At 67.1% G+C, this 12,476-nt stretch carries 10 protein-coding genes; 7 read left to right on the forward strand and 3 right to left on the reverse strand.

What is annotated here, in order from left to right:
• Nucleotides 1-625 precede the first annotated feature (625 nt).
• From ACLBYB_RS31605 to ACLBYB_RS31620, 4 genes are all read left to right on the forward strand, one after another.
• The gene (locus ACLBYB_RS31605; RefSeq protein ID WP_447701213.1) at nt 626-1,432 is read left to right on the forward strand and encodes a helix-turn-helix transcriptional regulator; all 807 of its coding nucleotides are present in this window, start codon (nt 626-628) and stop codon (nt 1,430-1,432) included.
• A gap of 219 nt (nt 1,433-1,651) precedes the next feature.
• On the forward strand, nt 1,652-1,972 hold the full coding sequence (locus ACLBYB_RS31610) for a hypothetical protein (RefSeq protein WP_447701214.1): 321 nt from the start codon (nt 1,652-1,654) through the stop codon (nt 1,970-1,972).
• Complete coding sequence (locus ACLBYB_RS31615; protein WP_447701215.1) at nt 1,969-2,148, forward strand: hypothetical protein; 180 nt, start codon at nt 1,969-1,971, stop codon at nt 2,146-2,148. Before ACLBYB_RS31610 ends, ACLBYB_RS31615 begins: the two co-directional genes overlap by 4 nt.
• A 105-nt stretch (nt 2,149-2,253) precedes the next feature.
• Complete coding sequence (locus ACLBYB_RS31620) at nt 2,254-3,396, forward strand: ImmA/IrrE family metallo-endopeptidase (protein ID WP_447701216.1); 1,143 nt, start codon at nt 2,254-2,256, stop codon at nt 3,394-3,396.
• Here the strand turns inward: ACLBYB_RS31620 and ACLBYB_RS31625 are convergent.
• A complete protein-coding gene (locus tag ACLBYB_RS31625; RefSeq protein ID WP_447701217.1) occupies nt 3,393-5,045 on the reverse strand; it encodes an MFS transporter in 1,653 nt (550 codons plus the stop codon). The genes ACLBYB_RS31620 and ACLBYB_RS31625 overlap by 4 nt on opposite strands.
• Before the next feature lie 128 nt (nt 5,046-5,173).
• On the opposite strand from ACLBYB_RS31625, the gene ACLBYB_RS31630 reads away from it, so the two are divergent.
• Nucleotides 5,174-6,079, forward strand: coding sequence for a LysR family transcriptional regulator (locus ACLBYB_RS31630; RefSeq protein ID WP_447701218.1), 906 nt, complete (start codon nt 5,174-5,176; stop codon nt 6,077-6,079).
• Between the two features lie 12 nt (nt 6,080-6,091).
• On the opposite strand, the gene ACLBYB_RS31635 is transcribed toward ACLBYB_RS31630, so the two are convergent.
• Together ACLBYB_RS31635 and ACLBYB_RS31640 are read right to left on the reverse strand one after the other, a co-directional pair.
• Nucleotides 6,092-6,265 carry a hypothetical protein gene (locus ACLBYB_RS31635; RefSeq protein WP_447701219.1) on the reverse strand — a complete coding sequence of 58 codons (174 nt, stop codon included), beginning with the start codon at nt 6,263-6,265 and terminating at the stop codon, nt 6,092-6,094.
• Between the two features lie 217 nt (nt 6,266-6,482).
• Nucleotides 6,483-6,641 (reverse strand): hypothetical protein, encoded by a 159-nt coding sequence (locus ACLBYB_RS31640; RefSeq protein WP_447701220.1) that lies wholly within the window; start codon nt 6,639-6,641, stop codon nt 6,483-6,485.
• Between the two features lie 388 nt (nt 6,642-7,029).
• On the opposite strand from ACLBYB_RS31640, the gene ACLBYB_RS31645 reads away from it, so the two are divergent.
• Complete coding sequence (locus ACLBYB_RS31645) at nt 7,030-8,727, forward strand: PfaD family polyunsaturated fatty acid/polyketide biosynthesis protein (protein ID WP_447701221.1); 1,698 nt, start codon at nt 7,030-7,032, stop codon at nt 8,725-8,727.
• Between the two features lie 4 nt (nt 8,728-8,731).
• Nucleotides 8,732-12,476 (forward strand): beta-ketoacyl synthase N-terminal-like domain-containing protein (locus tag ACLBYB_RS31650; RefSeq protein WP_447701222.1); only part of this gene is annotated, 3,745 nt, incomplete at its 3' end.

Consider the following 12,476-nt stretch of genomic DNA (forward strand, 5'->3'; position numbering starts at 1 on the left):
CCCGGCGAAGCGGGTGGGCAGGGGCAACATGGCGGTGTCTCTTGGCGGGGACGCCGACAGCCTATCCGTCACGCCCGCTTCGTCACCTCCGCCCACTCGATGCGCCGCAAATGGCCAAAGTCGAGCTAAGGTCGTCGTTCGTAAGCGCTTGCCCAGCCCGTGGATTCGAATGACGGACCGGTGGTCCCACGCAATCTCATATTACACGACATCCGGAGGCAGACTTTAAGTTGACAAATTTTACATGCCTCGGGTAGTTTTTTCCTATAGGGAGTCCCGACAAGGGGCTGAGATATCGCTGGCCGACGGCAAGCTCGGCGCTCCTTCTAACCTAGCCCAGTTTACGCTGGCAGCGGGAATGGTGAATGAGGATCGTCTGCGAGGCATTTCACGCCACCCTAATTGGCCAGCCTTACGCCCCGCTCTCCTTAGCCATTGAATATTCAAGTGTTTCAAATGTCCATTTTACTAGACTATTAATAAAAAGCAGATCGCTTGCGAGAAAAATCATTAATCAATCAAATTTCCGAATCCATTGATCGTCGAATAACATTATTGCAAGCACTCGGTCGCACTATCAAAATCGTTATGTTGAGAGATGGGGCCTTCATGGCAGGTGACGCGTTTGTTTCACAGGCATCGCATCGCGAATATGGAGCGCGTAGATGTACCGAATTCACTCAACACCGGAGTCGAAGCGCAGCCGTCTCACCGAACGTGGGATGTTCTCGGCCGCATCGAAACCGCGGCAGATGCAGGCGAAATCAAGTCGATCCTCCTGCAAATGGCTTCCCATCATGGGCTGTGCTCCCTCTTTGCCGGCTGGGTGCCGTCGACGGCCCAGCCACTCAATCGCGCCGAGGTTGTCGCGAGCATCGTCCACGATCACGAGCCGTCCGAGTGGACCGCGCACTACGTCGAGCAGGGCTACGTTTCACGCGATCCGATCGTTTGGCGCCTACAGAGCGAATGTGCTCCCTTCACGTGGCAGGACGCCTATGCAACCTGCCCGCCGCAGATCGATGCGGCGGTGATCGCAGGTGAAGCCGCCTCGTTTGGCCTCCGGGACGGCATCGTCATCCCGGTCACGTTTCTTGGCAACGTCTCGCTCGCCTTTTCCTTCGGCGGCAGCGAAATGGATCCTCATCCGGAGGCGCGAGCAAACCTATCCTTTGCGACGAATTTCGCCGCCGGTCATCTGCTATCGTTCATGCGACGCGGCATGGCCACCCCGCCACGCGAGTTGAGCCCTAGAGAAAGAGAATGCCTCTCGTGGGCCGCAGAAGGAAAGACCGACTGGGAAATCGGCGTGATTACCAACGTCTCGCGGGCAACGGTCAGCAAACATTTGGCTTCCGCCCGCGAGAAACTCGGAGCCGTCTCGAAGTACCATGCGATCGCCGTCGCGTTCCGCTCCAAGGTCCTCCGATGAAGATGGACCTTTGGCACGGGGATTTCAATTTGCAATGATGCTCCTGCTTCGCGGACATTCGCCGCAAGCTGGTCCCGTAGAGGGCCTTGGGTGCCGAACGGAAAGAATGCTCCGAGCCGCTCGCGGGGCGAAATCGGGCGACTTGGACGACGGATTTTCTGGTAGAATTATTGGGTTAGCGGTATGCGCTGCCAAGGGGCAGCAATCCAGGGTCGGTGCATGGCGTCGGACATTACTCTCCGGCGGAACTACGACAAGGGCGAGCGGCGCTTCAAGCATGTCGGACGCGATCCCTGGCCGCACATCCAGTTTGACGATCATGATCCCAAGAAATGGATCGGGAAATGTCCCTCGAACCTTTCCGCCGTCGATCGGGACCGGTTGCTGAACGAAGCGGTGGCGGCAGGCAACGGCGATCGGGAACTCGCAGTCCCCAGACGCCTCTACGCCGTCCACGATGGTGCGATCTACGAGGCACAGACAAGCGACGGGGGAATGAGCTATCATGGCTATCCATACCGCGGGAAGCTCGCGGCATGAGTGCCGGCTTGCGCTTTTGCGTCGAGCTGCCGGTCGGCGAGCCCGGCACCGAGCCTTTCACGTCGGCAGACTTCATGGTCCACGTCGATGACGAGCCCGTTTGGCCCGTCGAAGGCGCGGCGGTCGCCCTCTACATCCAGGTCGACGATGTTCTCTCCCATCTGACGGAGTTCTGAAAGCCTCTCACCCTGCGCCAGACCTATCCGATCGCGGTCGCACCAGAGCGCCCCTCGCTTTTGCGCGCGGAAGCGGAACGGCGCTGGGGGAGTCGTCCGGCGGAGGTGGCGGAGCGGGAGGACGAGCGCGTCTGCGCCTTCGAGGAGGCTCACGATCTCTCGCGTTGCTTCGCCGGCGTCTACGGCCTGCCGCCTTTATGGCTGCTGCGTTCCGGCGAGCGCATGATCGTCGACTGGGGGACCGGTCAAGGGACAGTGCCGTTCGCGACCGCCTGGGCCGAACTGTCGCGACTGGGCGACGAGATCGCCAGCCATCTCGATCGAGGCGGCGAGCGGTGGTCGGATCTCACCGAGCGTTGGCGCACACGGGATGGCGGCGAACCGATCCGGCTTCTCGCGTGGGCGACCAGCCTCGATCGCGACACCGCGGAACGGCTCGCGGGCGATGGCTTGCTGGCGCCGGCGGCAAGCGTCCGAGCCGCTGCCAACGACGACGACGAGCCCTGGATCGCCGCCCGCATGGCGAGCGCCCTGCCGGCGGAACAGATCCGCCAGATCCTGACGCTGATCGGCACGTTCGAGCGACGGGACAGCCCGCAACTCGACGAAGTCGGCTCCATTGTATCGGCCTACATCGCGGACCGTTTTGCCGCGTCTTGCGCGCATGAACAGGGCGAGGCGGCGGCGATCTTCGTTCGCGAAGCTCTTGGCGTCACCGCCTCGGCGGCGATCGACATCGTCGAGATCCTGGAGAAGCTGTCCGTTCTTCTCTACCCTCGCGAGGTTGAGCCCCGTACTCTGGACGCGCTCGCGATCTGGGGTCGCCGCTTCGGTCCTGCGGTGCTGATCAATCTCGGCAGCGTCCGCGCCACGGCGACCGGATCGATTCGCCAAAACTCGCCGGCGCGGGTGATGCTCGCGCACGAGCTCTGCCATCGGCTGCTCGACAAGGGACACGCTCTGGGCGCCGTCGACGTCCTCGGCGGCAGGATGTCGACGGACATTGAACGCCGCGCCAAGTCCTTCGCGGGCGAGTTCCTGCTGCCGTCGACGGCAGCGGCGGAGGCATGGTTCGCGGCCGGCCAACCTCGATCAAAAGAGGGCGTCGTGGCGCTGCTCAACTCCTTGCAGGCGCGATTTCGCGTTCCGCGCAGCGTTGCCGCCTGGAAGCTGGATCACGGCCTGCAGCGGCGCGAGATCGACCTGAGCCAGCTTCTCGACAGCGCCCCACCCTACAGGTCACGTTAGCGGCATGGATGCGTCCTGGCGCCGACCTCGCGAAGACTTCGAAACTCGTCTCGCCAAGCACGCGACAGGACTGAGACCGAAGGATGTGTCGTGCAGCAGGCTACGACGTCATGCATTCCCGCGACGTCATTTTGCACTTCCGCATAGCCCGTGTCAGGTCGGAGTTCTTCCTTGCCGAGGAACAGGAAGACGACGAGGGCGGTGGCGGCGGTGATCGCGGCGAGGAGGACGAGGAGCCAGCCGAAGGCCTCGCCGTAGAGGGCGACGACCGGCGCGGGTTCCGCGCCAGGCAGCAGACCGAGCGCCCCGCCAAGATCGCCACCGGCGAGGCGCTGCCCTACCTCTTGCGCGCGGTCGGACAAGCCGGCCGCCTCGATCCGCCCCGCGACCAGCATGGCGAGGACGGCGCCGACGACGGCCAGAGCCACGCCTTCGCCGGCGACGCGCACGGTGGAGAAGATGCCGGTCGCCATGCCGGCGCGCTCCTTCGGCACGACGCTGACCGCGAGACCGTCCATCAGGCCCCAGGGCAGGCCGATCCCGATTCCGATCACCAACATCGGCAGGGCGGTCGAGAGGGCCGGCGCGCCGACCGGCGTCAGCGCGAGCCAAAGGAGGCCGCCGGCCGAGGCGAGGAGCCCCGCACCGCAGATCGTCGCCGGCCGGAACCGGCGCGTTAGCGTCCCCGCCACGACGGGCAGGACGAGAAGGGGCGCCGACATCGCGACCATCAGCCCGCCGGCCGCCACTTCGCTCATCCCCTCGATGCCGACGAAGCGCACGGGCAAGAGAACGAGCAGGACCACGAAGCCGTAGGCCGGGGCGGCGGCAAGCAGTTGCACGCCGACGAAGCGCGGGAAGCGAAACAGCGACAGGTCGAGCATCGGGCGCGGAACTCGCGTCTCCGTCCGAATGAAGACGCCGAGGCAAAGGGCGGACGACGCGAGAAGCGCGAGCACCAGCCCGTCGCCCCAGCCGCGTCCGGGAACGAGCAGCATGCCCGTAGTGAAGAACGCGAGCATGGCGGTGAAGCTGAGGGCGCCATGCCAGTCGACGCCGGTCGAGTCCGGATCGCAACTTTCTTGCAAGGCACGGCGCCCCAGGATGAAGCCGAGGGTGGTGAAGACCACGACGGCCAGGAAGATCGAGCGCCAGCCGAAGGCCTCGATCATCGCTCCCGACGCCACCGGCCCGAGCGACAGGCCGACCCCGAAGCTCGTGCCGACGAGGCTGAAGGCGCGCAGCCGCGCCGGCCCGTCGAAGAGCTGCGCCAGTGCCGCAGCGCCACCGGCATAGGCGGCGGCCGCCGCCAAACCCTGTCCCGCACGCAGGAGATCAAAGACGAGGATGTTCGGCGCCACGACCAGCGCCAGCGAGAACAGGGCGAAGGCGAGTGCGCCAGTCAAGAAGACGCGACGCCTTCCATAGGCATCGGCGAGTGCACCGGCGGCCATGAGGGCCGACCCGAAGGCGAGCATGAAGGCGTTGGTGGCCCAGGCCATCGCGACGGGCGAGCCGCCGAGTGCCCGGGCGATGGCCGGCAGTGCCACGGCGGTTCCTGTGAAGGTCAGCGGCATGGCGACAGCGGCAAGGCACACGGCGAAAAGCGCGAGCCGGGGCGTGATGCCCGAGGGGCGCGGTGGAAGCATGGGGCATGGGGTTCGTCCGATCGAAGAGGAAGGGAATGGTGCGCCATCCCATACCGATCGGTTTATTCCTGCTTGAATAGAGGTATAAGTCCGCGCCTACTCCGATGAAAGCGGAAAAAAACGCTCGAATGGACCGCCTGACCGGCCTCACGGCTTTCGTGCGTACCGCCGATCTCGGCAGCTTCGTCGCGGCGGGGCGCGTCCTCGGACTGTCGGCGTCGGCCGTCGGCAAGGCGGTGACGAAGCTGGAGAATCAGCTCGGCGTGCGCCTCGTCCAGCGCTCGACCCGGAGTCTCCGCCTCACCGAGGAGGGCCGCGCCTTCCACGAACGCTGCCGGCGCATCCTCGACGATCTCGACGACGCGCACGAAAGCCTCCAGCGCACGCGCGAGGTGCCGCGCGGGCGCATCCGCGTCTCCTGCCCCGTCATCGCCTACCACTTCCTCGTGCCGGTGCTGCCCGACTTCATGGCGCTTTATCCCGAGATTGGCCTCGACCTCGATTTCTCCGACCGGATCGTGGATCTTATCGAGGAGGGCGTCGACGTCGCCATCCGCAGCGGGCAGTTGCCGGACAGCCGGCTGGTGGCGCGAGCGCTGCGGCCCTTCCAGCTCTTGCTCTTCGCCTCGCCGGCTTACCTCGAACGATATGGCACGCCGCACTGCCCGCGCGATCTCAGCGACCATCGCGGCATCGCCTTCCGCTATCCGAACTCCGGCAAGCTCCAGGACTGGCCGCTGCGCCGCCCCGAGGGCGAGGTTGAGCCGCGCATCCACCACGTGATGACCTGCAACAACATGGAGGCTCTACGCGGGGCGGTGACGCGCTCGCTCGGTATCGGATGCATGCCGGACTTCCTTGCCGCCGAGTCGGTTCGCGCCGGCGCGCTCGTACCGGTCCTGTCCGATCACCTCGACGCGCCCGGCCAGTTCAACCTGATCTGGCCGTCGAGCCGCCATCTCTCGCCGAAAGTCCGCGTTCTCGTCGATTTTCTCGGCCAGCACCTGTTCTCGAATGGAGACCCGCCGGCCTGAAGACAGCGCCGATCATCCCGCCCCCTCGTCCTCTGCGGCGAAGTGCCCCCGATGCCACTTCGCCCATTCGGCGACGCCGATCGGGCGGAAGCTTTCGAGACCGGGCTGCTGCACGAAGGGCCGGCCGAGGATGGCCTCCGCCTCGGCCGGGTGCTCCGCGAAGAGTTCGGAACTTCGAAGCGACACGCGCGCCCATGCCCGCTCCCATCGCAGCGTCGACCTCGCGCTCGAACTCGGCGGCCTGCTGCCCCCGATAGGCGACGGCGCGGCCGAGCTCCTGCCCGATCCGCGAGGCCAGCCCGGGACCCGTGACGCTTTCCGGCCCCGCGATCCGATAATTGCCGCCACTGGCGTCGTTCTTCAAAAGAATGACAGCGGCTTCCACGCAATCGTCCGCCGATGTTCAGGCGATCCGCGGGGACGCATCGATCGGCGGCGAGAAGACGCCGTCGCAGGCGATCTCCGTGCGGGCGAAAGGCTTCAGAAGGTTGTTGAGGTGGTAGTTCGACGCAGCGATCGCCCGCACCACGCCTTGCCTGCTCGCCCTGTTCTCGATCGTCACGCTGCTGGCCGCACGGCTCCCGGCTCGCCAACGGCGACGCGTCGCAGCTGACGCCTGGTGTCCCAAACCCCGCCCGACCTTCGCCGATACCCTGGCCGCCGTGCGCTCTGCGATCTGGCGCGAGCGGACTTTGGCAACATCACCGCGCCGACGCGCCCGAACAAAACCCCGCTTCCGTTTGCCCGCGCCCTGGGACTATGCCCTCTGCCTCGCCGCATGAATGGCCAAAGGGCTAACAGTCCCTGAGCGCGTTAGGCGGATTCTAATCAAAAACGGATACGGCGGAGACCGAGGGCACGAACGGAAGGTGCTGAAGGCAAGCCGTTGGGCGATCGATAGGGCATCGCCGCGCCTTTCAGCGGGTTGCGGGAAGCGGGGGAAAGAGTGGATGGTGTCCGATCAGGAGGTGGTGTCGCCACGCCGTCCGACTCACGCCCCTGCGAGCGGCGCCGACGCTGCTCCGCCTCGCGATCCGGCTTCGTTGGGGCAATGGGTCGGCGATCCCCGTCATCTCTCCTTTGGGCCGCTTGAAAGCAGCACTATCGCCCGTTCCATGCGCCGATCGACCGGCATCGTCTTCAACACCGCTACCCGGCAGATTGGCCTCGCCTGGCACGGCAGCCTCGCCGATACGGGTGCAGACGCAACAGGTTATCCGCTCTTTGGGCTGCTCGCTCCGCTCTTTCCCGAATGGCTCGGCGATCGCTCCTTTATCGAGGCACACGGACTGCGCTTCGCCTACATGGGCGGATCGATGGCGCGGGGAATCGCCTCCACGGATCTGGTGATCGCGCTTGGCAGGCTGGGGGCGCTCGGCATGTACGGCGCAGCCGGCATGGCGATTGGCGAAGTGGAGGGGGCGATCGCACGAATGCGCGCCGCGCTCGACCCTGCCGGCCTGCCCTGGGGCTGCAACCTGATCCACTCGCCAAGTGAAGACGGGCTCGAGGAGACGCTGGTCGATCTCTACCTCGCAGCCGACGTCCGCCGCATCGAGGCGTCGGCATTCATGAGCCTCAGCAAAGCGCTCGTCCGCTACGCCTGCACCGGACTACGCCCTGGGCTTGGCGGTGGTGTGGCACGGAGCCGTCACGTCTTCGCCAAGATCTCGCGGGAGGAAGTGGCGCAGTTGTTCATGTCGCCGCCGCCGGAGCCGATGCTGGCGTCGCTGGTTGCCGAAAAACGGCTGACGGTCGAGGAGGCAGCGCTCGCCCGCAGGGTGCCGATCGCCGAGCAGATCATCGTCGAATCCGATTCCGGGGGGCACACCGACAATCGCCCGCTCGGCAGCCTCTTTCCCGTGATCGCCCTGCTGCGCGACAGGCTGACGGCGCAGTACGGTTATGCGCGACCGATCCATCTCGGGGCGGCCGGCGGACTCGGCACGCCCGAGGCGGTGGCCGCCGCCTATGCGCTCGGCGCGGCGTTCGTGGTTGTTGGCTCGGTCCACCAAGCCGCGATCGAGTCCGGGATCAGCCCCGACGCGCGGGCCATGCTGGCCGAGGCGGGACCGGCCGATTTCGCGATGACGGCGTCCGCCGACATGTTCGAGATGGGCGTCAACGTACAGGTACTGTCGCGCGGCACGATGATGCCGGTGCGCGGCAACCAGCTCTACCGGCTCTATCGCAGCCACGGCTCGATCGAGGAGATCGCGCCCGAGGAGAGGGCACGGCTCGAACGGACCGTCTTTCGAATGCCGCTGGACGAGGTGTGGAACCGCACCCGGCGCTTCTTCGCCGACCGCGAGCCGGCCCAGATCGAGCGTGCCGCGCGCGAACCCAAGCATCGGATGGCGCTCATCTTCCGCTGGTATGTCGGCCATTCGAGCCGCTGGCCGATCGTCGGCGAGACCGAGCGGCGCGCCGACTATCAGATCTGGTGCGGACCGGCGATGGGCGCGTTCAACCGATGGACCGCCGGCAGCTTTCTGGAGCGCCCCGAAACACGCGAGGTGCGGCAGATCGCTCTCAACCTGCTGGAAGGCGCCGCTCATGTCACGCGCGCCGTGCAACTGCGCGGCCATGGTCTCGCGCTTGCCGCCAATGCGCTCGCCTGTCGTCCCGAACCGCTCGAACTGGATTGAGCCGATGACCCGATCGATTGCCGATGCCATCGCCGTCGTCGGCGTGAGCGCTCTCTTCCCGGGATCGGTTGGCGCGCAGTCTTTCTGGCAGAACATCGTCGCCGGGCGCGACTTCATGACCGACGTGCCGGCCGACCATTGGCTGGTAGAGGATTACTTCGACTCCGATCCCGCCAAGCCGGGCAAGATCTACGCCAAGCGCGGGGCATTTCTGCCTGCCGTCGACTTCGACCCGCTCGAGCATGGGCTGCCGCCGCGCCAGCTCTCCACCACCGACACCGCGCAACTCCTCGCGCTGATCGTCGCCCAGAAGGTGCTCGATGACGCCGCCAGCGTGCAGTTCGGCAAGGTCGACAGGCGTGACATCAGCGTGATCCTGGGTGTGGCATCGGCGACCGAGCTGGTCGGCCAGATGGCGGCGCGGATCCAGCGACCCCATTGGGTCGAAGGCCTGCGCAACGCCGGCTTCCCCGAGGATCAGCTCCAGGCCGCCTGCGATCGGATCGAGGCGACGTACCCGACCTGGGACGAAAGCACCTTTCCCGGCCTGCTCGGCAACGTGGTCGCGGGGCGGATCGCCAACCGCCTCGATCTCGGCGGCATGAACTGCGTGGTGGACGCCGCCTGCGCCAGCAGCCTCGGCGCGGTCGCGATGGCAGTGCAGGAACTGCGGCTCGGTCATTCTAGCCTGGTGATCACCGGCGGCGTGGACGCGCTCAACGACGTCTTCATGTACATGTGCTTCTCCAAGACGCCGGCATTGTCGCCGACGGGCGACTGCCGCCCGTTCGCCGAAGATGCCGACGGCACCATGCTCGGCGAAGGCATCGGCATGGTCGCGCTGCGCCGGCTGGTCGACGCCGAACGCGACGGGGACAGCATCTATGCCGTGCTGCGCGGCGTGGGAGCGTCCTCGGACGGCCGGGCCAAGAGCATCTACGCACCGCGGTCCGAAGGCCAGGAGATCGCGATCCACCGCGCCTACGAGGGGCTCGACTTCGGCCCGGCCGATGTCGGACTGATCGAAGCGCACGGAACCGCCACGACGGCAGGCGACCTGGCGGAGTTCGGCGGACTGCAACGCGCCTTCGCCGAGGTGCCCGGCCGGCAGGTCTGCGCGCTCGGATCAATCAAGTCGCAGATCGGCCATACCAAGGCGGCTGCGGGCAGCGCGTCCCTCTTCAAGACGGTGATGGCGCTCCACCACAAGGTGCTGCCGCCGACGATCAAGGTCGATCGCCCCAACGGCAAGCTCGATCTTGCCAACAGTCCCTTCTATCTCAACACCCGCACGCGCCCCTGGATCGCGCCGGCAAGCGGTGCGCCGCGCCGCGCCGGGGTGAGTTCGTTCGGCTTCGGGGGCAGCAACTTCCACGTCGCGCTGGAGGAGTATCGGGGCACAGCAGGCAAGCGCGTCAGCACCATGACGACGCACCTGGTCCTCCTTGGTGGGGACACGCCCGAGGCCTTGCTGGCAGACTTGGCCGGCACCGCGCAGGCGCTCGCCGATCGTCCGGTGTCCACGATTGCGCGCGAAAGCCAGCTCGCCTTCGATGCCGGTCGCGCGCATCGCGTCGCCATCCTCGGGGCGGACGCGGCAACGGTCGGCGGCAACATCGAGGCGGCGGTCGGGCTGATCGGCAAGGCGCCGGGCGTGGCCGTCTCGCTGCCGAACCGGCTTCACTACGGCATCGGTCCGCGCACGGGCAGGATCGCCTTCCTGTTCCCGGGCCAGGGCAGCCAATATCTCGACATGGGCGCCGATCTTGCGATCGAGTTCGACGTCGCCCGCTCCATCTGGGACGAGGCCGCCGTCCTGCCGATGGGCGATGGACCGGCGCTGCACGATGTCGTCCATCCCATTCCCGTGTTCGAGGAGTGGGAGCGGCAGGCCCAGGCGGCGAGGCTGGTGCGGACCGAGTGGGCCCAGCCGGCGATCGGCGCGACCAGCGCTTCGATGCTGCGGCTGCTCGACACGCTGGGGCTGCGGCCGGATGCGGTCGCGGGGCACAGCTACGGCGAGGTGACGGCGCTCTACGCCGCAGGCGTGATCGGCAGCCTCGCCGACCTGCTGGCGGTCTCCCGCAGGCGCGGCGAACTGATGGCGGAAGCGGCGGCGGGCGACGGTGCCATGCTTGCAGTCCGAGCGGAGGCGGCGGCTGTCCAGGCGCTGCTCGACAGCCATCGCATCACCGACGTGACGCTCGCCAACCGCAACAGTCCGAGCCAGACGGTGGTTGGCGGCCGCAGCATTGCGGTGGAGGCGTTCCAGCCAGTCGCCGAGGCGGCGGGGCTTGCCTGCCGCCGCTTGACCGTCGCCACCGCTTTCCACACCAGTCTGGTCGCGGGATCGGTGGCGCCGTTCGCCCGCTTCCTCGAAGGCGTCCCGTTCGCCGCGCCTGCCCTGCCGGTTTACGGCAACAGCCAGGCGGCGGCTTATCCGGATCGGCCCGAGGCGATCCGCGAGACGCTGGCCGGCCAGCTCGCCAAGCCGGTGCAGTTCGCGGATATGGTCGATCGCCTCTATGTCGACGGTGTCCGTACCTTCGTCGAGGTAGGTCCGGGAGCGACGCTGCGAGCCCTCGTCGACGAATGCCTCGGTGCGCAGGCACACCTCGCCGTCGCGATCGACGGCGCCAAGGCGGATGGGCGGGCGGCGTTCCTCAACGCGCTCGGTCAGCTCGGGGCGCATGGCATCGCGCTGAACTTCGCCGCCCTGTGGCGTGACTTCGCCGTTCCCGAGGACGATGCCGGCAAGTCGACCCGCTCCCCCGCCACGGTGAAGCTCAACGGGACCAACTACGGCAAGCCCTATCCACCGGCGAACGGCGCCGCCGGCCGCGCACCCGCCAGGGCCGCGCAGCCGATAGCCCCGCCGACCGCCGTCGCGCCTGCTTCCGCTCACGCCCACAAGGAAACAATGATGTCGGCGCGGCCCCCATCAGCCCCTGCCCCTGTGGCGCCGGATGCGGCCTGGACCGCGTTCCAGGCGATGCAGGCGAACATGCTGGAGGCGCAGAAAGCTTTCACCCAGGCGCTGAGCGATTCGCATCAGGCCTTCCTGCGGGCATCGGAAGCATCGATGCTGCAACTCGCCGGCAGGACAGCCGCGCCCCTCCCGACGGAGACGCTTGCCACGGGTCCCGCACCGGCGGTCGAAGCGTCCGCGCCGGCCATCGCGCCTCCCGTCATGCCGATGACGGTGCCGGCGGCGCCACCTCCGCGGCCGGCCGCCACGATGCCCGCGCCCAGGGCGCCCGACCTCACCCTCGTCGAGGAGGCGAAGCCCTCGGCCACTGCCGCCGATGCGACCGAGCTGTTGCTGACGGTAGTGGCCGAAAAGACGGGCTATCCGGTCGAGATGCTGACGCTCGATATGGAGCTGGAGGCAGGCCTCGGCATCGATTCAATCAAGCGCGTCCAGATCCTCTCCGCCTTGCAGGAGAAGCTGCCCCAGCTCGCCGACGTGGACACGGCCGCGCTCGCCGCCCTCGACACGCTCGGCGCGATCGTGGCGCTGGCCGGCATGACGGACCTGCCGGCCGCCGCTCCAGCCGCCGCGAACGTCGACGTGGTCGCGCTGCTGCTCGCCGTCGTCGCCGAGAAAACAGGCTATCCGGCAGAGATGCTGACGCTCGATATGGAGCTGGAGGCAGGCCTCGGCATCGATTCAATCAAGCGCGTCCAGATCCTCTCCGCCTTGCAGGAGAAGCTGCCCCAGCTCGCCGACGTGGACACGGCCGCGCTCG

This window comes from Methylobacterium sp. D54C, assembly GCF_053345595.1.